Source organism: Treponema sp. (assembly GCF_045641405.1).
GTDB lineage: Bacteria > Spirochaetota > Spirochaetia > Treponematales > Treponemataceae > Treponema_D.
On record NZ_JAZUGX010000006.1, the window covers coordinates 112127 to 137913 of the forward strand.

The 25787-nt window shown below is 42.0% G+C and carries 18 protein-coding genes; 13 read left to right on the top strand and 5 right to left on the bottom strand.

What is annotated here, in order from left to right; all coding sequences use genetic code 11:
- Positions 1-24 precede the first annotated feature (24 nt).
- Positions 25-804: a DNA repair protein RecO gene (recO, locus tag ACKI39_RS01295; RefSeq protein WP_407396873.1), complete on the bottom strand. Its 780-nt coding sequence runs from the start codon at positions 802-804 to the stop codon at positions 25-27.
- Positions 805-1027: 223 nt separating this feature from the next.
- On the opposite strand from recO, the gene uvrA reads away from it, so the two are divergent.
- From uvrA to ACKI39_RS01310, 3 genes are read left to right on the top strand one after another with little or no spacing between them, the layout of a single operon-like run.
- Positions 1028-3979: an excinuclease ABC subunit UvrA gene (gene uvrA, locus ACKI39_RS01300; RefSeq protein ID WP_407396875.1), complete on the top strand. Its 2952-nt coding sequence runs from the start codon at positions 1028-1030 to the stop codon at positions 3977-3979.
- Between the two features lie 10 nt (positions 3980-3989).
- Positions 3990-7295, top strand: a complete 3306-nt coding sequence (locus tag ACKI39_RS01305; RefSeq protein WP_407396877.1) for an LPS-assembly protein LptD — start codon at positions 3990-3992, stop codon at positions 7293-7295.
- A gap of 54 nt (positions 7296-7349) precedes the next feature.
- A complete protein-coding gene (locus ACKI39_RS01310; protein WP_407396879.1) occupies positions 7350-7856 on the top strand; it encodes a hypothetical protein in 507 nt (168 codons plus the stop codon).
- Positions 7857-7863: 7 nt separating this feature from the next.
- On the opposite strand, the gene ACKI39_RS01315 is transcribed toward ACKI39_RS01310, so the two are convergent.
- Entirely contained in the window at positions 7864-8196 is a 333-nt protein-coding gene (locus ACKI39_RS01315; protein ID WP_407396881.1) for an Hpt domain-containing protein, read from the bottom strand.
- A gap of 42 nt (positions 8197-8238) precedes the next feature.
- On the opposite strand from ACKI39_RS01315, the gene lepB reads away from it, so the two are divergent.
- Positions 8239-9987 carry a signal peptidase I gene (lepB, locus tag ACKI39_RS01320; RefSeq protein ID WP_407396883.1) on the top strand — a complete coding sequence of 583 codons (1749 nt, stop codon included), beginning with the start codon at positions 8239-8241 and terminating at the stop codon, positions 9985-9987.
- A 180-nt stretch (positions 9988-10167) separates the two neighbouring features.
- Here the strand turns inward: lepB and secA are convergent, their stop codons facing one another.
- Entirely contained in the window at positions 10168-12954 is a 2787-nt protein-coding gene (gene secA, locus ACKI39_RS01325) for a preprotein translocase subunit SecA (RefSeq protein ID WP_407396885.1), read from the bottom strand.
- Positions 12955-13029: 75 nt separating this feature from the next.
- Between secA and ACKI39_RS01330 the strand changes: the two genes are divergently transcribed.
- Genes ACKI39_RS01330 through ACKI39_RS01350 form a run of 5 tightly spaced genes read left to right on the top strand, consistent with a single transcriptional unit; the run spans position 13030 to position 16227 of the window.
- Positions 13030-14244, top strand: coding sequence for an LIC_12708 family protein (locus ACKI39_RS01330; RefSeq protein ID WP_407396887.1), 1215 nt, complete (start codon positions 13030-13032; stop codon positions 14242-14244).
- 24 nt (positions 14245-14268) lie between these two features.
- Complete coding sequence (locus ACKI39_RS01335) at positions 14269-14835, top strand: hypothetical protein (protein ID WP_407396889.1); 567 nt, start codon at positions 14269-14271, stop codon at positions 14833-14835.
- A 46-nt stretch (positions 14836-14881) separates the two neighbouring features.
- Complete coding sequence (locus ACKI39_RS01340; protein ID WP_407396891.1) at positions 14882-15388, top strand: hypothetical protein; 507 nt, start codon at positions 14882-14884, stop codon at positions 15386-15388.
- Between the two features lie 15 nt (positions 15389-15403).
- Positions 15404-15814, top strand: coding sequence for a (deoxy)nucleoside triphosphate pyrophosphohydrolase (locus tag ACKI39_RS01345; protein WP_407396893.1), 411 nt, complete (start codon positions 15404-15406; stop codon positions 15812-15814).
- 11 nt (positions 15815-15825) lie between these two features.
- Positions 15826-16227: a hypothetical protein gene (locus ACKI39_RS01350; protein WP_407396895.1), complete on the top strand. Its 402-nt coding sequence runs from the start codon at positions 15826-15828 to the stop codon at positions 16225-16227.
- A 177-nt stretch (positions 16228-16404) separates the two neighbouring features.
- Here ACKI39_RS01350 and hisS read toward each other — a convergent pair whose 3' ends face one another.
- Positions 16405-17703, bottom strand: coding sequence for a histidine--tRNA ligase (hisS, locus tag ACKI39_RS01355; RefSeq protein ID WP_407396897.1), 1299 nt, complete (start codon positions 17701-17703; stop codon positions 16405-16407).
- 83 nt (positions 17704-17786) lie between these two features.
- Between hisS and ACKI39_RS01360 the strand changes: the two genes are divergently transcribed.
- Both ACKI39_RS01360 and ACKI39_RS01365 read left to right on the top strand, forming a co-directional pair.
- On the top strand, positions 17787-18584 hold the full coding sequence (locus ACKI39_RS01360; RefSeq protein WP_407396899.1) for a type III pantothenate kinase: 798 nt from the start codon (positions 17787-17789) through the stop codon (positions 18582-18584).
- 18 nt (positions 18585-18602) lie between these two features.
- Entirely contained in the window at positions 18603-19997 is a 1395-nt protein-coding gene (locus tag ACKI39_RS01365) for a clostripain-related cysteine peptidase (RefSeq protein ID WP_407396900.1), read from the top strand.
- Positions 19998-20258: 261 nt separating this feature from the next.
- Here ACKI39_RS01365 and ACKI39_RS01370 read toward each other — a convergent pair whose 3' ends face one another.
- Positions 20259-21374 (bottom strand): N-acetylneuraminate synthase family protein, encoded by a 1116-nt coding sequence (locus ACKI39_RS01370; protein WP_407396902.1) that lies wholly within the window; start codon positions 21372-21374, stop codon positions 20259-20261.
- 318 nt (positions 21375-21692) lie between these two features.
- Here ACKI39_RS01370 and ACKI39_RS01375 point away from each other — a divergent pair, with 318 nt between their 5' ends.
- Together ACKI39_RS01375 and ileS are read left to right on the top strand one after the other, a co-directional pair.
- Positions 21693-22493 carry a hypothetical protein gene (locus ACKI39_RS01375; RefSeq protein WP_407396904.1) on the top strand — a complete coding sequence of 267 codons (801 nt, stop codon included), beginning with the start codon at positions 21693-21695 and terminating at the stop codon, positions 22491-22493.
- A 71-nt stretch (positions 22494-22564) separates the two neighbouring features.
- On the top strand, positions 22565-25774 hold the full coding sequence (ileS, locus tag ACKI39_RS01380) for an isoleucine--tRNA ligase (RefSeq protein ID WP_407396906.1): 3210 nt from the start codon (positions 22565-22567) through the stop codon (positions 25772-25774).
- Positions 25775-25787 lie beyond the last annotated feature (13 nt).

Sequence of the window (25787 nt, forward strand, 5' to 3'; positions counted from 1 at the left end):
GATTATACAGGAATATCAAAGAAATTACAAAATTCCAGCACCACTTTCCAAGGTCTCTAGCTTTGTTCCACAGGATTTTTCTATCATGTGGTAAAGAAGCCTTTTTAGCCTGTATGCAGATTCCGCAGGGAGAATCAGTTCCCGTACCTTTCCTGGCGACAGTTCGTTGATGGCTGCAAGATAGGTGATTGAATGAATGTCGGTCGTAAAAAGGTTTGCTTCATGCTGAATTCTTCCGTCGCTATATGGAAGGCAATCTCCACATACAAAACCGTTATGGCTTTCTACATATGAAGATTCATGCTCCTTTGACAATAAAGAATTTCCACAGGATGAGCATTCCCTTACGTCAGGCTGAATCCCAAGTAAACCTAAATATCTCCAAAGGAACCTGAGCATTCCAAGACGGGCTTCATCTTCATTTACGGCATCTATTCCATCTAAAAGGGCGGAAAGAAGAATGTATGCCTTTTGAGGATCTCCAGCACATTTTGTCTTAAGGACGATCTCAGCACCAAGAGAGGCTGCCCAGGACTTGTAGAGGTTTTCCCTCAGTGACATATGGATTTTTTTTGCGTCAAAGTCAACTATTTTAACAGAATGTTTTATATTGTCTGTGTAGAGATAAAGGTTTCCTCTGTTAAAGGGTTGAACCATGGATCGAAGCCTGCTTTTAGGACCGCCATATAACACGCAGTTAATTATTCCATGATCTGGTGTAAGGATTGTAACGATGCGGTTCTGTTCTCCCTGTTCCTTCAATGAGAAAATGATTCCCTGTGTTTCCCTGTTCCTGTCACCCATAGGTATAATTTAGAACGAATCCGAAATTTTTGCAAATAACAACGTAACGATGGGGACAGACCCCTGACGAAAGCTTTATTCCCTAGAAGCCTATGGCTTTATTAACTTTCGTCACAAGAATTGCGGAGGCGATTCTTGAACACTGGGGACAGAGCGTTTGATGCTCTAGAAGTCGAAATTTTCCTCGTTGAGTTTATTTTTTTCTTTCAATATAATGCCTATTATGAACGTTTTTGACGGTGATAAAATATGTATTCAGGGTGCCCGCGAGCACAATCTTAAGAATATTTCAGTTGAAATCCCACGCAACAAGCTGGTTGCTGTTTCTGGTCTTTCAGGTTCAGGAAAGTCTTCCCTTGCTTTTGATACTCTCTTTGCAGAAGGTCAGCGCCGATATATGGAAAGCCTTTCTTCCTATGCCCGCCAGTTTCTTGGACGTATGGACAAGCCTGATGTTGACCTTATAACAGGCCTTAGCCCTGCAATTTCCATTGAACAGAAAACGACCCACAAGAATCCAAGATCTACCGTTGGAACCGTCACTGAAATATATGACTATTACCGCCTTCTTTTTTCCCGCATTGGAAAGGCTCATTGCCCTGAATGTGGAAGGGAGATCAAGGAACAGTCTGTTGATCAGATCATCGATACGATTCTTTCCTGGAGTGAAGGAACTAAATTGACTTTGCTTGCCCCAGTGATCAGAGGAAAAAAAGGAGAGCATCAAAAGATCATAGACGATGCAAAGAAAAGTGGTTTTGTCCGTGCCCGCATAGATGGCCTTATGGTTGAACTTGAAGATTCCATTAAGTTGGACAAACAAAAAAAACACACCATTGAAATCGTTGTTGACCGTATTGTCCTAAAATCTGATATAAGGAAGCGTCTAGCAGATTCAGTTGAGACTGCCCTTAATTCATCAGCGGGAATCGTCATTGCATTGCGCCGAGTCAACAAGGGGGATGATGCGTACAAGGAAGTCTGTGAGGCACTTGACCTTAAGGGGACAAAGTATGACCGTGATGCAGATTACATAGAAGAAGAAGTTTTCTTCAGCCAGAAAAATGCCTGTCCTGACTGCGGTATTTCAGTACCTGAGCTTCAGCCAAGACTGTTTTCCTTCAACAATCCTTTTGGGGCCTGTCCTGACTGCACTGGTTTAGGAGAGAAGATGGAATTCGATATGGATCTTATTTGTCCTGACAGAAACCTTAGCTTCAATGAATATGCCTACGGACCATTTAATCCAGAAAGCAACTGGAACAGCGCTTTGTTTGGGGCTGTTTTTGATGACATCGGCTTTGATATGAATTCCCCTGTAAAGGAAATGAATAAAAAGCAGATGGACATTGTCTGGAATGGAACAGGAGATCGTGCCTTAAAATGGGTCTACCAGAAGCAGAGTGGCGAGGGCATGAGCACATACAACAGACCTTGGCCTGGAATTTTTTCTGAGCTTCGTCGCCGCTATGCGGAAGCATGGGGTGATAATGCCCGTGAAAACCTTGAAAAATTCATGTCCCATAAGGAATGCAAAAGCTGCTCTGGTAAAAGACTTCGCAGGGAAGCACTTGGTGTCACTGTCGGTGGAATGAACATCTGGGATCTTACCGAGCTTTCGGTTAGTGATACCATTCAATTCTTTGAAAACCTTAAGCTTACTGAAACAGAAAAAAAGATTGCAGCCCAGGTCCTCAAAGAAATTACAAGCAGACTTTCATTCCTAAAGAATGTTGGCCTTGACTACCTTACATTGCAGAGAAGCGCAGCAACCCTTTCTGGAGGGGAAGCACAGCGAATTCGTCTTTCCACACAGATCGGTTCAGGTCTTACAGGAGTCATGTATATTCTTGACGAGCCTTCCATAGGACTTCATCAGAGGGACAACCAGAGACTCATAGATTCCCTTACTTATCTTCGAGATCTTGGCAACACGGTCATAGTGGTTGAGCATGATGAACAGACCTTGCTTACTGCCGACTGGCTTGTGGATATTGGTCCTGGTGCAGGTGTCCACGGTGGAACGGTCATGGCATCTGATACCCCAGAAAATGTCATGAGAAATCCAGACAGCATCACAGGAAAATATCTTGCAGGTCTTATAAGGATGCCTATTCCCAAAAAACGCAGGGTAGGCAACGGCAAGATGATTTCAATTCAGGGAGTGACGGAGCATAACCTTAAGAACATTTCATGTGATATTCCATTAGGAACATTCACTTGCATTACAGGTGTATCGGGCAGTGGGAAATCAACTCTTCTCAACGATGTGTTCTTTCCTGCCGCCAGCAATAGGATCATGAAAAGTGAGCTTGCCGTAGGTGACTACAAGAAAATTTCAGGACTTGAAAATATCGACAAAATCATCAACATAGACCAAAGTCCTATCGGTCGCACACCACGAAGCAATCCTGTTACTTACATCGGTGTCTTTGACAAGATCCGCGAACTTTATTCTTCCATGCCTGAAGCAAAGGCAAAGGGATACAAGCCTGGGCGTTTCAGTTTCAATGTAAAGGGAGGACGATGTGAAAACTGTCAGGGGGCAGGTACCATCACCATCGAGATGAACTTCCTTCCTGATGTTTTCATCCAATGTGATGTTTGCCATGGAAAAAGATTTAACCGCGAAACTCTTGAGGTTTTGTATAAGGGCAAGTCCATAAGTGATGTTCTTGAAATGACAGTTGAAGATGCCGCTGATTTCTTTGCAGGGATTCCCCATATCCAAAAAAAGCTGGAAACCCTAAAGAACGTAGGTCTTGGATACATAACCCTTGGGCAGAATGCTTTGACCCTATCTGGAGGTGAGGCACAGCGTGTTAAACTTGCAGCTGAGCTTGCCCGCCCATCAACAGGAAAAACACTTTACATCCTGGATGAACCTACTACGGGTCTTCATTTTGTCGATGTAATGAATCTCATGCAGATCATCCATGCTCTCGTCGAAAAGGGCAATTCAGTCGTCATGATTGAACACAATCTTGATGTAATCTGCCAGGCCGACCATATCATTGATCTTGGACCAGAAGGTGGAGTTGGTGGAGGTCAGATCATCGCTACAGGAACTCCTGAGCAGGTTGCAAATATAAAGGGCAGTTACACTGGAAAATATATCGGTGAAATGCTTGAGCGGGAAAAGCAAAGGGATTTAAAGTCAAAAACTGATAATTGAGAGTTGAAAGTTGGAATTTGACAAAGGCATCAGAAAATTTAAATTCCTCATATTGTTCATGGTTTTCTTTCTATGCGGAGCATTTGCATTTGCAGTGGATGAAAATACAACTGTCATCACCATCGATGGAGCCGACAGTTCCACATACAGAAAAAATGAAAAGGACAACACTGATGAAATTTTTCTTTCTGGAAATGTCGTGGTTTCCGTTGAAAAAGGTGGTACCAAGCTTTCGATCAAAGCCGATGAGATAACTTATAATAGAACCACTGAAACACTTTTTGCAAAAGGAAACATTGAGCTTGTACAGTCAGGTTCTTCTGAAGGGGAACAGACCATTACTGCAACCTCACTGCTTGTAAATACTTCGACACTTGAAGGTGTTTTCGATAATGGACGAGCCGTACAGACTCAAAGCGATGCCTTGAACCTACCGTCGGGTTCTACGCTCATCGTTGCCTCAAAGATTTTTGGCCGCGATTCATCAAGTACTATAGCATTCAAGAAAGCTGAACTTACTTTCTGTGATGATGAGAATCCTCATTGGAAAATCCGTGCCTCAAGAATATGGCTTTTACCAGGTGGTGAATTTGCTTTCTTAAATGCCGTCATTTCAATCGGTCATGTGCCAGTACTGTACCTGCCTGCTTTTTACTATCCAAAGGATGAAGTCATCTTCAATCCCTCATTTGGTTACAAGGAGAGGCATGGCTATTATTTTCAGACCACTACATATATCTTGGGAAGAAAACCGCTGGAAGAAAAGGACATAAGCGCAAGCTCTTCGACCTCTGGAACATCGGGAGAAGACCTTACTAAGGGTATCTTCAATTTCATGAAACCTTCTGTCCTCAAGGAACAGAAAAGGGAAGGTCTTGTTCTACATAACCTTGATGAAGATTATAAGGGTGATACTTCACATTACTTAAAATTGATCGGTGATTATTACACCAATCTTGGTACGGTCGTCGGAGTAGACGGTGTTTTTGCTCCTTCAAATGAATATATCTCGGCAGTTACAGCTTCTGTTCGTCTTGGATTTACAAACACGGTCTTCTTTGCTGGTGGAAAATATATTCCATATTCATCTACTGGTGATAAATACAAGGACAGTGCCAATTTCATGGGAGTACATACTCCTTTTCGTTATGGAGCAAATTTCAAGGCTGATGTTTCAAAGCCTTTGGTGTTTCATCTTTCCATGCCTATCCTCAGTGATCCATTCTTTACGGAAGATTTTGATTCACGCTCTGAATCCCTGGACTGGATAAGTTTTTTCATGAACAACAATTCAAAGGAAAAGACAGATAAGGAAGATACAAGTACGCAGACTACATCCTTCACCTGGGATGCTAGTACTTCATTCAAGATTCCTATGCCTGATTTTGTATATCCATACATAACCAATGTTAATGTTTCCAATGTTTCTTCATCTCTTATTTTCAACACCAAGATTAGAAATTCATCTGATCCAAGCTGGATGGCAAATCCTCAAGATTGGAGGGATAAAACTCCAGAGCGTGCATTCTTTTACCCATCCCAGGTTACTCCTGTTAAAATTTCAGGAAAAATCGAAGGTACCCTTTATCAGTATCCACCGGTGGAACCAAAGTCTCCACCGACACCTTCATTTGTCACCAACCTCAACATACCAGAAGAATTGCTGACAGAGGAAGAAAAGGAAAATATAAGGAAGAAAAAGGAAGAAGAACAGGCGAAGAAAGAAGCTGAAGAAAAAGGAATAACCTATGTTCCACCTGAAAAAAAAGAAGAAAGCAATGGTGATGAAAAGTCATCCGAGTTTACTTTTTCAGAGCTTGATATCCAGAACAGTGTAGGTGTAACAAAAATCAGGGATGTTGGATATTCCCTTACTTATGACATTGCGCCCCAGTATACATCACAGCTTAACTATGATGCAGCAAAGCTTGAGAATCCTGAGGATTTCTCATGGTCCAATCTTTATTCATCATATTATCAGGTCCAGGTGCCGACCACAGTTTCCAGTAAGCTTAACCTTAAGGAAGGATTCATTTCTTCAACAAATAATTTCCTCTTCAATCCTGTGATTCAGCAGCATCCTAATCTTGACGGCTATGAGTCGGAGTCCTCAAAGAATTCTGTAATTCTTTCAGACTACAAGTCACGAAAAATGGATGTCACAAACACAAACGCAGTATCCTTCAAGCCTTTTGGTTATACTGACTATTTCAAGGAAACTGGGCTTGAATGGAATACAAGCATAAAGCTTATTAAGACCAATTTCATCGGTGATGCTGAGAATCCAGAATGGGAATACATTACAGCTGACCTTACTGATGAAGAATGCATGACTGTCCACACGATGAGTGCCATTCTTGCAGCAAGGGAAGATGATTTTTCTCAATCCTTTACGATGAGCTCAAATCTTCCTCCTCAGAAGGATGAATACAACTGGACGCTTTCTTTAGGCTTCCCGTATTTGACTACAACCGCATCGACAGGTCTGTATAAAAAAACAAAGGAAGATGACGACTTTGTATGGAATCCTTTTAGACAGTCCGCTACCTTGAAGTTCCTTAAGGGTGATCTTTCTTTTACTGAATCCTTTAACTATGAAATGGAGGAACGGTATAAGGATTCATTCAAGCTTTCTGCACAATACAAGAATTTTCAAGTTGCATATACCATGCAGTACACGACCACCTATGACTTTGACAAGGAGCATGGATGGACTGCAAATGAAGGAAAGGAATTCGTTCCATATAATGTTAGCCTGGCTTATGCAACCCAGAACAAGACATATCGCTATTGGAAAAGAAGAGTTACCTGGGCACCTGCTTTAAGTTCAAGTCTTGTCTACGACTGCGTCCGTCCTACAAACAGCTATTTCCGTTTTGTTCCTTCCATTTCCTTTAAGATTCATGATCAGTTTGAGCTTAGCTTCAGTTCTGAATCACAGAACAATGTCATCTTCAGGTACATCCAGGATTATGTTGGCTATGAGGATGCTGTTGCGGGTGAAAAGAATATGTTCAAGGATCTGTATAATTCCTTTGCCTTCTGGGGAAATGGTCAGCTTTGGGATGGTGGCCAGGAAAACCGAAAGAATTCTGGCTTTAAGATCAAGAACTTTAAGATCAGTGTCAAAAGACTTCTCCATGACTGGAGCATGGAAGGAAACATTACCTTTAAGCCTCGTTATGTTACTGAAAGTGATGGAAGAAAGAACTTTGACTATCATCCATATATAACCTTTGCTGTCTCGTGGCATCCTATGCCAAGCATGAAGACCAATCTTGTTGATGATTATGGTACTTGGTCTCTTAATCCATAAAAAAAACTTGAAATAGTAAAATTAATGATTTAGACTTTTCTAAGGAGGATTTTTATGGCTACAAAGAAATCTGATTCAGACAAGACCGCTGTTTTCAAGAAGGAACTTAAGGAACTTCTTAACAGTGGGTTGAAGGCTTCTAAGAAGGGACTCAAGAAGGCTGGTGAAGCTATCAGTGAATTCGGTGATGTTTCTGTCATCAAGATTGACATTACCAAGTACAAGGTTAAGCTTGAAAAGAAATATATGGAGCTTGGTAAGCTCTGTGCTTCAACTCTCCTTGACAAGAAAACTTCTTCCATCACAAAAAAGACAGACGGCGTTGAAGAGATACTTTCTTCAATTGAAAAGCTAAAGAAAAGCATTGCCGCTGAAGAAAAAAAGCTTAGGGGAAAGGGCAAGGAAGATCAAAAAAAGAATTCCGCCGACAAGACTGTGGTGGCTGCACCCGCAAAGAAATCTGCTGCAAAAAAGTCTGCAACGGAATCTAAGAGCGTAAAGAAACCTGCCGCAAAAAAAGCTGCAGCTAAAAAATCTGAAGGAAAGACTACAAAGAAATAAAAATGGTTTAATCCAAATGTTTCTTTATTTCAGCAATGGCTTCGGACAGGTCCTTGCTGAATGTCTCGTTCAGTTCCTTGAGGCTGCCCTGGGATTTTCCTCTCAGTACATCCTCAAGCCTCTGTCCAGAAAATGCGGCTTTTTCTGCTGCTATCTGTCTTGCGGCTCCTTTGAATGAATGGACATATGCTGCCGCCTCTAAAGGATTTTCCTTCTCAAGTTGTTCAAGCTGGTCCATGCTGAAAATCTTATCATAGACAAAGGAGTGCTCAAGCTCCTGAAGAAGCTCTTCTTCATCTCCAACCATTTCCAGGGCAAGTGATCTGTTAAATACTTCCATATATTTATAGTAACACAAGGAATTTTCTGTTACAATGAATATATGAAAAATTTGACTTTGACTTGCAGGATCAATCTTGCTGTATCTGCTTTATTTACATTGTTTTGTTTATCCTTCAGAGGGGATGTTTCCCTCGCTGCTTTTCCAATTGCCGCTTGCTTTACGGCCATCATGTATTTCTATACTTATAAGACCCTGATCGTTAAGTCCGACATTTCACATCTCAATGCAATTAGAAGATTCTTTCAATATGAACCTTTTGTATATATCACGGCTTTTGTCTTACAGCGTTCTGGTAATGAAGGTTTTCCTTTTTTCTATGATGCGATCTGTTCCCTGGTATGGGTTGCCATCCTTGTCATTTCCTTTAGAATTCAGTACATCATTTCGGAAAAAAGGATTGATGCTGTTTGCGTCGAATGGAAAGAATATAGAAAAGCCAATCCTGTCGTAAAGGCTAAAGGACCAAGAAGAGTTGTTTTTGAAATCCTTGAATGGGTAGATGCTCTTTTTCAGGCCGTTTTTACAATCATCCTGTTGAATATTTTTCTTTTTCAGCTTTACGAAATTCCATCGGAAAGCATGGTGCCTACATTCCTGATAAAGGACCGAGTGATTGTTTTCAAGACCTTTGCTGGACCAAAATTTCCGCTTACGGATTTTGGCCTTCCATACCTTACAAAATACAAAAGGGGAGACATTGTCGTTTTCCGTAATCCTCATTATGGAACCGAAAGAAAAAGCGAGGTAAAGACTTTTTTCAGCCAGTTCATCTATATGTGTTCCCTCACTTTGCTTAAGACAAATACCGATGAAAACGGTGAGCTTAAGGCTGATCCTCTTGTTAAGCGTGTCTGTGCCTTGCCTGGTGAACAGATCTACATGCTTGATGGAACAATGTATAGAAGGACCAGGGAAGACAATGAATTCAAGGCGGTTGAAGCTGATGCTGAATGGGCAGCCTGGGATTTGAATTCTCTTTCTGAAAAAACAAAGTCAAAGATTCAGCAGATTCCGTTGAATAAAAGGCAGGCTGCTGAATGTCTTGAGGTTGAAAGAATGAGACGTGAACTGGATCTTGTTTCTGCTAAGCTTGAATGCCAGAGCCTTGCAAAGGAATTCTATCGCCTTTCAAGCAATACAAATAAAAAGAACGGTGGCAGTTCACTTTTTACACCAAGAGAACTGATGGTCTATAATCTTTTCAGCAATGTGAATAATGAAACCATTACGCTGATGACCGCAGAAGGTGGTGCAGAATGGTTCGACAGTTTTATCAACGGCTGGTCTGACAATTTGAAATTTGATGACAAGTATGAAGAATGTTGTTTCAGGCTTAACGTAATGTGCAAGCTTGTTTTTGCACGTCTTGTCGTTCGTACCGCTGATCTAATTTACAGAGGTGTTTCCGCTTCTGAATGGGGCGATGATCCTGTGCGTATGGAATGTTTTGAAAAGGCACAGATGCTTTCTGACTATGTTTTTGAGATGGATTTGAGGAATCTTCCTGTGTTTCCTGCAAGCAACGAAGATGGCACGGCAAATTACATTCCAGAAAACTGTTATTTCATGATGGGGGACAACCGCTACAATTCACTTGATATGCGCCACAGCTACGAACAGGTTCTTAAGCCTCTTTCAAAGATGGATTCTTCGTCCGTTACTTACTATACAAATATTGCTCCACAATGGGTCAACAGGAACCGCATGCTGGGAAAAGCCTGCTTTAGGTTCTGGCCATTAAGCCGTGCAGGAGCCCCTGGTATTGGAATGAGGGAAATACGAAAGTAGGTTCCTGATTAAAAAAAAGGGGTTGTCCAATTCATGCCAGGGTCATTGTATATGGCAGCGAAGCTTCCATAAAGCCGCCTGTCGAAATGCCCAATGACACTATCGTGGTGGTTTCGCCTACGCTCAACCACCACGAAATTACTTTTGCGATAGCCCCTTTTTTCATTGATTTTTTATAGATTACATTCCGCGTCCGTGGCAAGCCTTGTATTTCTTGCCGCTTCCGCATGGACAAGGATCGTTGCGTCCAACCTTTGGCTGGCTTCTTACGACTGTAACTCCCTGTCCCTGGCGACCGCTCTTCATTGCGCTGTCTCTTGCACCCTGCTGAGCCTGTCTTGCATTGAAGGAATTTCCTGGGTTGTTTGCCGCAGCCATTGGAGACTGAGATGCAGCATCCTCGTGCTTTGCGTTCATCTGTGTCGGCATTACGCGCTTTGGAGCTGGTTCTCCATTGATCTGGATCTTAACCCTGAATATAAGGCTTGAAACTGTATCACGGATGAATCCGAGCATTTCGTCAAAGGCATCGAAACCATCGTTCTTGTATTCCGTCAAAGGATTTTTCTGTCCGTAACCACGGAGGTGAACCGATTCCTTAAGACCGTCAAGGAATTCAAGCTGGTCAAGCCACTTCTTGTCGATCATCTGGATATACTGGTATCTGATGAACATGTTGAGCTGCTGCTTTCCAACTAGCATTTCCTTCTGAGTAATGTCATCCTGAAGGATTGCCTTTACCCCCTCTGGAGTAAGGCGGTCATATTCAACGTTCTGACCGAATGTCTCACGTATCTTGTCTGCAAGCTGGCTCTTTGATGCTCCCTTAATCTTTCCAAACTGATCAAAGATTCCGTCAACAGTCTCCAGGGCATTGTTGAGAACACGGGTGCTGAGATTTTCATCAACAAGAATGTCGTCTCTCTGTCCGTAGATGAACTTTCTCTGCTGGTTGAGAACATCATCGTAGTCAAGGAGGTGCTTACGGATTTCAAAGTTTCTTTCTTCAACCTTTTTCTGGGCCTTTTCAATTGAACGGTTGAGCATAGGGTGGTTGATAGGTTCTCCTGGCTGCATGCCGATTCTTGACATGATTGCCTTCATTTTTTCTCCACCGAAAAGTCTCATAAGGTCATCGTCCATGGAAATGTAGAACTTGGAACGTCCTGGATCTCCCTGACGACCTGAACGTCCACGGAGCTGGTTGTCGATACGGCGGCTTTCATGGCGTTCAGAACCGATTACATAAAGACCACCGAGAGCCTTTACTTCATTGCAGTCTGCAAGCCACTTGTCGTATTCCAGTTTGCGTGCTTCTTCAAGCTTTTCTTCTGAAGCATCTGTCCCTGCGCGTTTCTTTGCACGGCTTTCGAGTGAACCACCAAGCTTAATGTCTGTACCGCGACCTGCCATGTTTGTGGCAACTGTAACGGCACCCTTTGCACCAGCGTTTTCGATGATATGTGCTTCACGTTCATGGTTCTTTGCGTTCAAAACTTCGTGAGGAATTCCGCTGCGGGTAAGGATTGTACTTAAGTGTTCTGACTTTTCAACTGAAACTGTACCGATAAGAACTGGCTGTCCCTTTGCGTGTGCTTCCTTTACTTCCTTTGCGATGGCAACCCACTTGTCTGCTTCGTTAAGGTAAACTTCATCGTCTTCGTCCTTGCGTGCGACAGGTCTGTGTGTTGGAATTGCAACAACATCAAGCTCGTAGATCTTTGAGAATTCAACTGCTTCTGTTTCTGCAGTACCTGTCATGCCTGAAAGCTTGTCGTACATGCGGAAGAAATTCTGGTATGTGATTGTTGCGAGAGTACGGCTTTTCTGAGCTATCTTAAGGTGTTCCTTAGCTTCGATTGCCTGGTGGAGTCCGTCTCCGTAGCGGCGGCCTTCAAGGATACGACCAGTGAATTCATCGACAATCTGAACCTGTCCTTCCTGAACAACGTAATCAACATCGTTGTGGTAAAGTGTGTGGGCACGAACGGCCTGGGTGAAGTAGTGTACATATTCAAAGTTTTCAGAATCGAAAACAGTCGTTCCTTCTGCAATCAGGTGCTGTTTTAGGAGTATGTCGTTAATCTTGTTCATACCCTTGTCTGTAAAGGAAACGCGCTTTGACTTTTCATCAAGCTTGTAGTCGCCTTCAAGGGCTTCCCTCTGTTCTGGAGTCATGTCGACTTCATCAGGGTAATCGTTTGTCTTTGGATCCTTTTCAACTTCCTTGAACTGTCCTACATATTTGTCAACTTCGTGGAACTTGAAGGTGTCGTCTTCTGCCTGTCCTGAAATGATGAGAGGTGTTCTTGCTTCATCAATAAGGATGGAGTCAATTTCATCGACGATACAGAAGTTGAATCCGCGCTGTGTCTTTGCGGACATTTCAATCTGCATGTTGTCGCGAAGATAGTCAAAGCCGAATTCGCTGTTTGTACCGTATGTAAGGTCGCAGTTGTAGGCAGCTTTGCGTGCTTCGTTGTCCATGTTTGCAAGGACACAACCTACTGTCTGTCCAAGGAACTTGTATACGCGGCCCATCCACTTGCTGTCGCGTTCTGCAAGGTATTCGTTTACTGTAACGATGTGGACACCTTTGCCTGAAAGGGAATTGAGGTAAGCTGCGCAGACACACATCAATGTCTTACCTTCACCTGTCTTCATTTCAGTAATCTTTCCTGAATTGAGGACGAGGGAACCCATGAGCTGGCAAGGGTATGCGCGTTCACCGAGAACACGGTTTGCAGCTTCACGGGCAAGAGCGAATGCATCTACAAGAATATCATCAAGAGTTTCACCCTTTGCAAGGCGATCCTTCAAAATCTTTGTCTGTTCAGGGAATTCTTCATCCTTGAAGGACTGTGCCCAAGGTTCACGTTCTTCAATTGCTGCTACGATAGGCTCAAGTGCCTTAACTGCACGGTCATTTGCCGAGCCAAATACAAATGTCAATACTTTGTCAAACATAATAGATAATAATACACAATAATCGAATAAAATTCAAATATTGCAAAATATCTTCTCTTTATGTATCTTTTTATTATGAAAAATTTGGTCAAGATTGCGGTTTCAGTGGTAGCTTTGCTGCACCTAGCATCCTGCTCAAGAAGCCGTATTGTATCCAGTGTAGAAAGAGAAGATCTTTTTTCCCTTGAATATGGAAATTTTGAGGATGAACTGAATCTTTTTGATTTTGGTCATCCTGGTGAGATAAACACAAATCTTTGCATGCGCGATGGCTTCTTCTATATCATGAACGGAGAGGCAAAGAAGATAATGGAGATGAACAGCTATGGAAATCTGCTCACACTCTATTACAACGACGAGACGAATCCACATCCATCTTTTGCAGGTGAAAGCAATGGCGCAAATTCGACAAGGAATGCCGTTCCTTATCCTTTCAATGACATTTCCCTGATTTCCGTTGATTCAAGAAAGCATCTCTATGTCGTTGAACGCCTTCCACTTGAGCGGCAGGAAAATGATGCTAAATCCAAGGTTTCTCTTAGTCAGGTTGTGCTCCATTTTGATGAAAACAAGAAATTCGTCAGCTATATTGGACAGCAGGGACCTGGGGGAACTCCTTTTTCATACATAAAGAACATCTATACAACCGATAGAAATGAACTTGTAGTTGTCTGCACGACCCAGAAGGGAATGACGGTCTACTGGTATTCAGCTGATGGATTCCTTCTTTATACCATTCCAGTCGAAAAACAGAATATTCCAAATCCGTTTGTAGAGGAAAGCAGCGATTATTTCTATTCGTTGGATAATATTGTACCTGATTACAGGACAAGAACCATTTATCTAAAGGTTGATTATTTTTCAAGCTATGTCGATGCTTCTTCAAGGGTTCAGTCTGGAATTGAATATGTAACAAGCCTTATCCATCCTTTCAAGGTTGAAGAGAATGCCTATGAAATGGCTGTGACGATTCCCCCATATAGTGAGGAAATTTCCGAAGGATTCAGCAAGGAAAGCTACGACATTCCTTATGATTTCCTTGGAGTAACTGAATCAGGTTGGCTTTATTTCATCGTAAGTACACAGAGCGGTTTTACGGTACAGATGGTCCAGTCTGACGGACAGAGAATCCTCAAGAGGAATGTGGATCTCAACAGGGAAGCAAATCTTTACTATTCATTCAATCTGAGTCGCGAAGGAATTATTTCAGTTCTTCTTGTTGAAAGGGAAAAGGCAAGTGTTGCATGGTGGCGCGCAGATTCCCTCATCCAGGCTGTCATCAAGAACTAGATTCTTCAAAGATAAGGAAAATCAATGGCAGATATTATTGACGGTAAACCAGTTGAAGAAATCAATCCAGAAGAAGAGAATCTTGTCTTTCATTATGAAAGGGGAAGCTTTCGCAACAGGGAAGACCAAAGGACAAAGGATTTTGCTACAGGCAAGATAAAGATGAGTCCAGGCTTTTTCAAGGCACTTGTTTCCACAAAGGGCAACAAGATTGTTTTTTTTACCATGCTTATCTGCATCGGAGTTGTTGTTTTTCTTGGAATTTTCAGGAGACCTGAAACCGATGTCGTTTCTGGCATTCGCTGTGAAATTACGGCGTTTTCCTTTGCTGGAGAAGTTTATGCCAGTCTGGAAATGGAAAATGCTTCAAATAAAAATGACAACGTTCCTGTTGTTCTTGAAGTGCTCCTTGAATGCATAAATTATGAGGGCGCTGTTGCTGATAAATATTCTGAAAACTGTTCATATGGGGACTCTGGTAAGCAGTATGTCAGGGCAGTTTTCAAAGATTATGACCTTAAGCAGATAAGGGCTTCCATCAGGTGCGGAGAAAATGAAAAAATCCTTATGGCGCGAATTAAACAAAGGTAAATTGCGTTTTTCGATATTTTAGATTATTCTATAATAAGAGGTAATTATGGCACAGTTTTACTTTCTTTCAGTTCTGATGAATATCCTTGCAGGTCTTGTACTTGTTTTTGGGATCAATCTTGTTTCCCAAAAACTTGATGGTGATCTTGATGATGATTCCTTTGGCGATGAAACTTTCGACGATGACCTTGGAGCCATTTCTTCTGAAACTTCCTCTGCTTCCAAGGTAAAGAAGACCTTTGGTGAGCTTGGCTTGGACAGTCCAAGTTTCCGTATGGTCATTGGTATTCTATGTGTTTTTGTTGCCGTAATGAAAATCCTTTCTGTATTCAGAAATGATGTGCCAGTTGTAGGTGATCTGATTCCTGCCATCGCAGGTCTTGCGGGTGGAGCTTCTGTTCTTCTTGAATATTACATCTCTACTACAGATACAGAAGTTGGAATAAGTGAAAACGTGCAGAAGGTCTTCATTGATTCCCGTAAAGGAATCGGATATTTCTGCTTTGTGGCAGCATTGCTTCACTTTGTTTTTCCTCAGGTTCTTTTCCTTTAGACAGAGGAGTTTCTTATGTCCAATGTTTCCATTGCTTGCATCGCATTTAATCAGGAAGGAAAAGTTCTCATCGCCCATAGAAATCCTACAGGACAGATGGGAAACCGTTGGGAATTTCCTGGTGGAAAGGTAGAGGATGGAGAAGAGGAAACTGTAGGAATCGTCAGGGAATTCCAGGAAGAATTCGGTGTGGAAGTCAAGGTTGGGGAATACATCGCAGATGCTGAATTCGAACATAACGGAAAAAAAAGGCTCCTCCACGCCTATAGAATCTATGTTCCCCATGACGGTATGACTGAAAGGTATGTGCTTACGGAACATACTGAATACCGATGGGTAGATCTTGCAGAAATTGGTGGCCTTGACTTCGTGGATTCCGATCTGCTTATTTATCCTGCAGTAAAGAAATACGCAGAATCTCTTTAGGAGTTCTTCTGATGAAAAAGATTTTTACAGTATTTGCTTCATTTGTGTTTTTTTTCCTTTTAGGCTGCTCAAAGGAAAGGACAATAGATTTGAATTCCTCTGATTCTCTAAGCATTACTCCAGATCAGGAATGGGCTGTCATAAAGGTTCCCTATGCTGCATTTCTTCAGGACTGTGACTATTCATCCATTGTAAGGGCCCATGCCAGAAGTGGTGATGTTTTTCTTGTAAAAGGGAAAGAGTTCATCAAGAAAGAAATTGAAGAGTCAAATTCCAAGAGAAGAAAGAAAAATGTAGAGGAATTTGAACTCTGGTACAAGTTTGAGGAAGGATGTCTTTCCGCAAGTCTTGTCGATATCTACGATACAAAATTAAAGGCACAGACCGCTTCTGAAAAGCTTAAGAAGAATTAAAAAAAAGCTATGTACGAAAATACTGTTGCTGCACCGATTGGACATGGCAACGTAGTTTCCTTGATGCGCCTATCGAAATCAAGCAAAATCCACAAGATATGTGGTAGTTTCGAGAGCCTCGACCACCACATATCATATAGCAACACTTTCTACGGACACAGCCTTTTGTTTGAAAATTTACCCCTTGATCTTGCTTACGGCTTCTTCAACAGAAATGTCTGCAAACTGCTCGCGTGTCTTAAGGTTCTTGAGTGTAAGTTTGCCCGCTGCGGCCTGTTCCTTGCTGATGAGGATGCCCCATGGCATTCCTTTCTTTTCTGTAACAGTGTACTGCTTGTTCATCTTTACGCAGTCAGGGAATACTTCAACTGCAACTCCCTTTGCGCGAAGTGCGCTTGCAACACCCTGATAGTGGGCTGCAAGTTCCTCATCTCCGTTGAAGATTTCTGCATCAAGGTAGCTTCCTTTTGCTTCTGTAATTCCAAGTTCAGTAAGGCCTGCAATAAGGCGGTCAAGACCAATTGAAGCACCAACTCCCGGAAGCTTGTCTTTCATGTAAAGGCCTGCAAGGTTGTCGTATCTTCCGCCTGAACAAACGGATCCGATTGATGGAAGATCATTGAGGAATGTTTCGTAAACAACGCCTGTGTAGTAGTCGAGTCCGCGTGTAATGCTTGGATCGAGAGTATATGTTCCGTCGATTCCTGCAGCCTTCATCATGGCATAGATGTCCTTCATGCGCTTTGAATCAAGGTCTTCTCCGCCAGCAAGATTTTCGATGTTTGCAAGTGTCTCTTCAAAAGAACCGCATGGCTTGATGTAGCCTAAGATTTTGTCTGCGCTTGAAGCATCGCCTGTAACTTCTGTAAGTTCCTTCTTTACTTCTTCTTCGCCAACCTTTGCAAGCTTGTCAACGATTCGGAGGATGTCATCAGACTTTTCCTTTGCTCCGATTTTTTCAAGGAAGCGGTTGAAGATTCCGCGGTGGTTTACATGGATTGTGATTTTTTCAACGCCAATGGAAGCAAGGGCAGCCTTCATCAATGCAAGAACTTCAAAGTCTGCTGTTGCACTGTCTGTTCCTACAGTGTCAAAGTCACACTGGATGAATTCACGGTAACGGCCTGCCTGTGGCTTTTCTCCGCGCCAAACCTTTGAAATGTGGTAGCGTTTGAAAGGGAAGTAGAGTTCTTCCTTGTGCTGTGCTGTATACCGTGCAAATGGAACCGTAAGGTCAAAGCGCATTGCAACATCACGACCACCGTTGTCCTCAAAGCGGAACATCTGCTTTTCCGTTTCGCCATTGCTTTTGCGAAGAAGAATTTCTGTATATTCAAGAACTGGAGTATCGATAGGAACAAATCCGTATGAACGGTATGTATGTGTAAGCTTTTCAATCAAGTCAGAACGCAAGATTTCGTCCTGTGGCAAAAAGTCTCTGAATCCTTTCAAAATTTTTGGCTGAATCAAATCCATAAAAATATCCTTATTTTCTTTATGTTGAATTTATAGTAAACTTATTTTATCGAATAACTTTATTTATGGGAATATAAACGCATATGCTTTTTGCTGTAGACATTGGAAATACAAACGTAGTCATCGCGGTTTTTGATGGAAATAAAATCATCCAGCAGTGGAGGATCAGTTCTGATACAAAGCGAACTGGTGACGAATACACTTCTACAATCCTTACTCTTTGCCGTGATGCTGGCCTTGATACAAACTGCTTCAGCAAGGGAATCATAAGTTCCGTTGTTCCTGCGCTTATAGGTCCCTTTGTTATTGTCTGCCAGCGCATCGTAAAAAAACATCCTTTTGTCATCAAGTCCAACCTTGCTTGCGAAGGTTCAATCCTTCCAGTGCATCTTACGGGCCACAGCTCAAGGGAACTTGGTACAGACCTTCTTTGCAATGCTGTAGGAGCATGGAACCTTTTCCACGGGGCAAACATCGTGGTTGATTTTGGTACAGCTTTGACTTTGACCTGCACTGATTCAAAAGGAATCATTCATGGAGGAACGATTTCTCCTGGTCTTGGAACAGCCGTAAAGGCCCTTGCAATGAATACAGCCCAGCTTCCTTTTGTTCCTCTTGAAGCTCCTAGAAAAGTTATCGGTAATACAACTAAAGAAGCAATCCAGAGCGGAATCGTTCTTGGATATAAGGGCCTTGTTGAAAGCCTTGTTGCTCAGTGCAAGCAGAATCTTTCAGAAATAAGCGGTGACTGTGTGGACGACATTAAGGTTGTTGCAACCGGTGGCCTCAACAGCGTTCTTAAACCGTTGACTGACTGCTTTACCATTGTTGATAAGGATCTTACTGTCAAAGGTTTGAAGCTTATTGCAGATCTTGTCTAAGGTCTTCTGGAAATAATTATGAATAGAAATGCTTTTTTGATTTCAATGTTTCTCTTTGCCTCCTTTGTTTTCACAAGCTGTATGCAGGTGGTGGAATATATCACTAAACCTATTGTTTCTTTTGAAGATGGTGGAATTGTCGTTAATGAGTCTGACTATTTTGCTGGTGGAAAAAAAACTTCAGACTGGCTTTTCATCATGTATATGGATGCAGAAGAGGGGAAAATTTCATCATCTATCAGAACTGACTTTGATGAAGTTGAAAAAGGTCTTGCCCATATTATGAATTCTGACAGAAGTCCAAAGTATGGCTATTCGTCAATAAGGGTTGTTGCTCTGTGGGATAGTATACAACCATCGGATACGAGAATTTTTGATTTAGGCCCAGATACTACTTTGGGTGGTGTTGGTGCTTTAACTTACAATATTTCAAACTTTAATAATTTTAAAGTTAGTGAATCTGATTCTGAGATTGTTGACATGTCTATTTTTAATAGCAAGGAAGTGGATATGTCTAGTAACATTACTTTATCCACTTTTTTGAAATGGGTTAATAAACATTATACGGCTACGAATGTCCTTTTGCATATTGCAGATCATGGTACAGGACCTGGAAAAAATGCAAGGGCTATGTGTTATGATTTTAGTAATTCCAAACAATATATGTATTCTGATACATTCTCTAATGCTTTGTCTGATGCTGGTTATGGATTTGGTAAGAAAAAGTTATCCGTTTTGCTTTTAGATGTTTGTTTTGGTGCAAGTATGGAGGATGCCTATCAATTCAGGAATTGTTCTGAATATATGATTGCGTCTCCTAATTCTACACCAGGACCTGGATTTAATTATGAACTTATAATGCAGTGTTTTAAAAGTGGAAATAGCGCTAGAACGATTTCTAAAACCATAGGAGAAAGTTATGCAAAGTACTATAAGGATATGGCAGGTCTTTCTGTCGTTCCTACAACAACAGTGATTGACCTTTCCAAAATTGATGCATGTGCAAATGCTATTGATTCACTTGCTCAGAATATAAAAGATAAAAAAAGCTCTTATTCGAATTATCTTATGCCAAATCAATTTAATATGTATTATAAAGGAACTATAAATTATCTATTTGATATAGGATATTTTTCTTATCGGATTAGGAATACTGAGTCAGAATTGTCTTCTGCGTTACAGGATGCATTATCTGAAGCAATTGTTTATTCGTGGCGTAGATCCACGACAAATTCTTTGCCTACTAAAAACTATTATGAAGAAAATAATTTGGTAGGATGTGGGATTACAATCTGTGGGTATGCTGTTGGAGATGGACGTATTTCTGACTGGTATAAGACGGATTTGGATTTTGGAAAGAGGAATAATGGCTGGGCAGATATGATTACTGATTGGTTTGGTGTTTATTATTAAATATGTTGAATAGATTTTACACGCAGCTATGATTAATGTGGTAATGCTCAAATATCGAAAATTACTAGGATATCTTTGAATATACGGGAAGAAAAGGTAAACGACAACCGAGCCGCTTTGAAGGTTGGCAAGCACTTTTGCATGGCAAAAGTGCGCAGTCCGATTCCATTTACCTTCAACCGCGGCGAATTGTCGTGCGTTTTCTAGTAGTACATTCAAAAGAATTTTTAGGCTCGATATTTGAGCATATCTTTATATCTGTTATTTTTCAATAAAATCTTCCAATCTTACGCCTGCGCCATTTTCAACATCTTTTGTTAAAACCGCACCTGTCACAAGTTCTAGGAATTCAGGACCAATACCTGGCGTTAGGATTTTTTCTGTACGGAGGACAGATATGTCTGCTGTTCCTATCTTTTCTCCTTTTTTCATCGAGCGCATGTAGTGAAGGCTTCTGTTTGTTCTGCCGTAGTTTGATTTTTCTGCAGGTGCAAGTTTCTTTACACCGGTACCAAGAATGGATTCCAGTTTTTCCCGAGGGTATTCATATTCAAGCTGACGGTATATTTCATTTTCACCGCTATGTCGTAATACTGCTTCAGCCTGATGTACGCTGTGTACCATAAGCTTGAACATTTCAGGTTCAAGGGCAACCGGATCATCAAGTCCGCTGTCTTTCCGGCTGAGGGTAATATGCTTTTCTATCATGGTGCCACCCATGGCAACTGAAAGGACAGGAACAAGAACAGGATCCATGCTGTGGTCACTGATTCCGGTTGGTACTCCGAAAATCTTTCCCAAAGTGTTCACGCAGCGGACGTTGTATTCGTCTTCTGGAGCCGGATAAAATGTCAGGCAGTGGAGGAGTGTAAGGACTGGCATTTTCATAGGTGCGCATTCTTTTTTTTCTGTGCATTCAAGAATGTCAATTGCCTTTTCTATGTCACCAAGCTTTGAAACTCCGCTTGAAAGTATCAGTGGAATCTTGCCGTAAAATTCAGAGCAGGCATTCAGCATTGGGTAGTGGTTTACTTCAGGGCTTGCGATTTTAATTGCATCGGGTTTGAGCTCTGCAAGTTCCCTTAGTGATTTCAAACCGAAAGGCGAACATGCAAAAAGGATGTTCTTTTTTCGTGCATATTCCATGCACTTAGCATAAAATTCCTGGTTACATTCCAAAGTCTTAAAGTTGTCGTAGAGTCTTGTCCTCCCGTTTGGCAGATCCACAAATCCTGTGTCGGGATGGAGAATTTCATCTGCATATACCCACTGGAATTTAACGCAGTCGGCTCCTGCTTCTTTAGATGCATCTATGAGTTCAAATGCCTTGGTTAGGTCACCTGAATGTGCTGTTCCAATTTCTGCAATGATCGTCATGGGTTTATTGTACGGGGAAATCCAATAAAATGCAATTTTCCAATGGAAAACAAAAAAAAAGGTGAGGTGGTCTGGAAACCGCGGCTTGATCAAAAGAGATAGACTTCCTCCCGATGATTAAGTTCCTCACCATTAAAAATTATCAGCCTTCATTGCTTTGTGTTGCGAAAAAATACTGATTCCTAATTCATTAAAAACAATTTCCAGTTGAAATTATGAAGATTAGAGTTTTCTAATTATTATGAAACTGTGTTGTCCATATGTATTTTTAGCACTATAGTTTTGATATAGTATTTTTTTACACTAAAGGGGTATGATATGAAAAAATCTATTGCATGTATTGCCAGCGTAGCTGCTGCATTGTTTATTGTTTCTTGTGGCTCGACACCAGAACCAACAAAAATTTCATCAAAGGAAAACAAGGCTAAGTCTGCTGCCAACCACGCAGAATACATTGACTGGCAGGGACTTGCTGCTAACGGTGATCTTCCTGACTGGTATTCACTTGTTCTCAATGCAAGAAGCGAAGCCTCACTTCGTAAAGCACTTTCTGAAGAAGGTGATGACTACAGCAATTACCGTCTGTGGGCTGTAAATGCAACTGGAGAAAATCTTGAAGCAATCAAGACAATGACTGATTCGTTCAACATCCAGTCTGCTGTATCTGCTTCAATTGCACAGAATGTAGCACAGGTTGCTGACAGACAGAGGGACCTTGAAGGACCAGGATCTTCAATTACAATGGAATCCAAGGCACAGGTCGTTGATATGATCACAAAGAATGTTACCCTTAATGGACTTGAGCGTGTTACAAGCTATTGGGCTCAGTACGAAATCCAGAACAAGAAAGGTGAAGTCGTAAAGCCTGCCGTATATTCTTATGTTCTTGTAATGGGTATGTCGCAGGAAAGATTCAACGCTCAGCTTGATGCGGCCATGAAAAAGGTAGAATCAAATACAAATCAGGATGAAAACCTTAGAGCTCTTGCTTCCCTTGCCATTGCAAGACTGCGTGATCCAGAAGCGATAAATGCTACCGTCAATGCAAACCTTGATCTTACAGGACGTGGAAGCGTAAAGTTTGAAGCTGCAGAAGAGCCAGAAGCAGTACTTTACTAGTTCTATCTATATACTAAACCCTCTGATTATGATAAAATAGAGCAACTTTTTTATTATTTTCAGAGGATTTTATGTACAAGAGTGTTGATCCAAAAGCAGATTTTCCAAAACAGGAAGAAGAAGTTTTAAAGTTCTGGGAGCAGAACAACACATTCAAGAAATCATTGGACCAGAGAGAAGGCTGTGAAGAATATGTATTCTTTGACGGCCCACCATTTGCAACTGGTCTTCCACACTTCGGACACTTTATTCCATCAACAATCAAAGATATTATTCCTCGCTATCAGACAATGAAGGGCAAGAAAGTTGACCGCCGTTTCGGTTGGGACTGCCATGGTCTTCCAGTAGAAAACCTTATTGAAAAGGAACTTGGAATCAACTCAAAGCACGAAATCGAAGAATTTGGAATCGACAAGTTCAACGAAAAGTGCCGTGATTCCGTTTTGAAATATACAGCTGAATGGCGCAAGACAATCACACGCATGGGACGCTGGGTAGACTTTGACCGCGATTACAAAACAATGAATCCTGATTTCATGGAATCCATCTGGTGGGTTGCAAAGTCACTTTGGGACAAGGGACTTATTTACGAAGACCAGTACATCCTTCCATATTGTCCACGCTGTTCTACAGTTCTTTCTTCTCATGAAATTGCTCAGGGATATAAAGACAAGCAGGATCCTGCAGTTACAATCAAGTTTGCTGTAAAATCATTGCCTGCAGCAATCGGTGACAATGATCTTGAAAATACATACTTCATCGCATGGACAACAACTCCATGGACATTGCCATCAAACCTTGGTCTCTGTATGGGACCGGAAGTTGAGTATGTTAAGCTTAAGGACAAGTCAGACGGTACAAGATACATTTTTGCCAAGGCTCGCGTTTCTGCATACTTCAAGAATGAAGAAGACTATGAAATCCTTTGGACACACAAGGGTAGTGAATTTGTAGGTGCAACTTACGAACCATTGTTCCCTTATTTTGCAGAACTTGCAGATTCTAAGGTTTGTTCTGAAAAGTCTGGACAGCCTTGCTCGGCTGGTGCGTTCCGCATGTTCAATGCTGCATATGTTTCTACTGAAGACGGTACAGGTATCGTTCATATTGCTCCTGCCTTTGGTGAAGAAGATAACAAGGTATTCGCAGGCAGTGGTGTTCCAAATGTTCAGCCTTTGGATGCAGAATGTAAATTTACAAAGGAAGTTCCTGACTATCAGGGTATCTTCGTTAAGGATGCAGACAAGGACATCATGGACCGCCTTAAGAAGGAAGGCAAGCTTGTAAAGCGTGAGACTGTTAACCACCAGTACCCACACTGCTGGCGCTGTGGTTCACCTCTCATTTACCGCGGAATCGGTTCATGGTTCGTAAAGGTTGCAGACCATCACGATGCACTTCTCAAGGCTAACAGCCAGATCAAGTGGCAGCCAGGTCACATCAAGGAAGGCCGCTTTGGTAAGTGGCTTGCAGGTAGCCGTGACTGGGCAGTAAGCCGCAACCGTTACTGGGGTAACCCAATCCCAATCTGGAAGTGTGATGATCCTGAATGTAACCACCGCCTTTGCGTTGGAAGCCGTCAGGAACTTAAGGATCTTAGCGGAACATATCCAGAAGACCTTCACAAGCAGTTTGTCGATAAGATCACATTCAAGTGTCCAAAATGTAACAAGGGCACAATGAAGCGCATTCCAGAAGTTTTTGACTGCTGGTTTGAATCAGGATCTATGCCTTACGGACAGCAGCACTATCCATTTGAAAACAAGGAATTCTTTGAAAGTCATTTCCCTGCAAACTTCATTTCCGAAGGTCTTGACCAGACCCGCGGATGGTTCTATACACTTACAATTCTTGCAAGCCACCTTTTTGACAAGCCTGCATTCCAGAACTGTATCGTAAATGGTCTTGTTCTTGCATCAGACGGACGCAAGATGTCAAAGTCACTCAAGAACTACACTGACCCTGTAGAGGCAATCAACATGTTTGGTGCCGACGCACTCCGCCTGTTCCTGATGCACTCTGCAGTCGTTAAGGCTGATGACCTTAAATACAGTGATGATGGTGTCCGTGAAGTTATCAAGTCGATCATCCTTCCTTTGTGGAACTCATATTCATTCTTTGTTCAGTACGCAAATATTGACGGCGTTACTTGTACAGGTCACGAATTTGACAGCAAACTTCCTGACAATCCTCTTGACCGCTGGATTCTTTCAGTTGCTCAGAAGATGGTAAAGGACGTAACTGCAGCCCTCGATGACTATGATCTTAGCGCTGCAATCGATCCAATGCTTGATTTCATCGATTCTATCAACAACTGGTACATCCGCCGCAACCGCCGCCGTTTCTGGAAGTCTGGAAGTGACAATGACAAGATGGAAGCATACGGAGCACTTTACAGCGCACTCAAGACATTTGCACTTGTAGCAGCTCCATTCGTTCCATTCATTACGGAAGAAATCTGGCAGAACCTTAAGACTGCAGAAGACAAGGATTCCGTTCATCTTTCTGACTATCCTGTTTACAACGAAAAGTTCCGTGATGAAACATTGGAATTCCAGATGGCTTCAGTTCAGAAGGCAGTTTCAATGGGACGCTCACTCCGCAACACATTCAACCTCAAGAACCGTCAGCCTCTTGCAAGCGTAGCTCTTGTTACACGCAATGCAGAAGAAAAGAAGGTCCTTGACAGCATGCGCGATACAATTGCAGAAGAACTTAACGTTAAGGAAGTAATCTTCCACGAAAAGGAAGACGAACTTGTTGAATACAGTGCAAAGGCAAACTTCCGCGTCCTTGGAAAACTCCTTGGCGGAAACATGAAGCTTGCTGCCGCAGAAATCACAAAGCTTACAGGCGATCAGATTGCTTCAATGCTCAACGGTTCAAAACTTGTAATCAATGTTGCTGGTACTGATGTTGAGCTTACAGAGGAAAACCTGATTGTTGAACGCAAGGAAAAGGAAGACCTTAAGGTAATCAACGAAGGAACCCTTACAGTCGGTCTTGATACAAAGATTACTGATGAACTTAAGAAAGAAGGATATGCCCGAGACCTTGTACGCGGTATTCAGAACCTCAGAAAGGAAAGCGGTTTTGAAATCACAGACAGAATCAATCTTTCTGTTGGTGGAGACGCTTCCCTCAAGGCTGCTTTCGAAATGTTCAAGGACTTCATTGCAGGCGAAACACTTTCTGCAAACGCACAGTGGGTTGACGGCCTTAATGGCACTGAAGTCGACTGTGAAGATGCAAAGTGGGTTATGAGCGTAGTTAAGGCTTAGATTTAATTCATAT

Bases quoted from the DNA above. Each gene is read 5' to 3' on its own strand.
- recO (WP_407396873.1), bottom strand. From the start codon at position 804: ATGGGTGACAGGAACAGGGAAACACAGGGAATCATTTTCTCATTGAAG.
- uvrA (WP_407396875.1), top strand. From the start codon at position 1,028: ATGAACGTTTTTGACGGTGATAAAATATGTATTCAGGGTGCCCGCGAG.
- ACKI39_RS01310 (WP_407396879.1), top strand. From the start codon at position 7,350: ATGGCTACAAAGAAATCTGATTCAGACAAGACCGCTGTTTTCAAGAAG.
- ACKI39_RS01315 (WP_407396881.1), bottom strand. From the start codon at position 8,196: ATGGAAGTATTTAACAGATCACTTGCCCTGGAAATGGTTGGAGATGAA.
- lepB (WP_407396883.1), top strand. From the start codon at position 8,239: ATGAAAAATTTGACTTTGACTTGCAGGATCAATCTTGCTGTATCTGCT.
- secA (WP_407396885.1), bottom strand. From the start codon at position 12,954: ATGTTTGACAAAGTATTGACATTTGTATTTGGCTCGGCAAATGACCGT.
- ACKI39_RS01330 (WP_407396887.1), top strand. From the start codon at position 13,030: ATGAAAAATTTGGTCAAGATTGCGGTTTCAGTGGTAGCTTTGCTGCAC.
- ACKI39_RS01335 (WP_407396889.1), top strand. From the start codon at position 14,269: ATGGCAGATATTATTGACGGTAAACCAGTTGAAGAAATCAATCCAGAA.
- ACKI39_RS01340 (WP_407396891.1), top strand. From the start codon at position 14,882: ATGGCACAGTTTTACTTTCTTTCAGTTCTGATGAATATCCTTGCAGGT.
- ACKI39_RS01345 (WP_407396893.1), top strand. From the start codon at position 15,404: ATGTCCAATGTTTCCATTGCTTGCATCGCATTTAATCAGGAAGGAAAA.
- ACKI39_RS01350 (WP_407396895.1), top strand. From the start codon at position 15,826: ATGAAAAAGATTTTTACAGTATTTGCTTCATTTGTGTTTTTTTTCCTT.
- hisS (WP_407396897.1), bottom strand. From the start codon at position 17,703: ATGGATTTGATTCAGCCAAAAATTTTGAAAGGATTCAGAGACTTTTTG.
- ACKI39_RS01360 (WP_407396899.1), top strand. From the start codon at position 17,787: ATGCTTTTTGCTGTAGACATTGGAAATACAAACGTAGTCATCGCGGTT.
- ACKI39_RS01365 (WP_407396900.1), top strand. From the start codon at position 18,603: ATGAATAGAAATGCTTTTTTGATTTCAATGTTTCTCTTTGCCTCCTTT.
- ACKI39_RS01370 (WP_407396902.1), bottom strand. From the start codon at position 21,374: ATGACGATCATTGCAGAAATTGGAACAGCACATTCAGGTGACCTAACC.
- ACKI39_RS01375 (WP_407396904.1), top strand. From the start codon at position 21,693: ATGAAAAAATCTATTGCATGTATTGCCAGCGTAGCTGCTGCATTGTTT.
- ileS (WP_407396906.1), top strand. From the start codon at position 22,565: ATGTACAAGAGTGTTGATCCAAAAGCAGATTTTCCAAAACAGGAAGAA.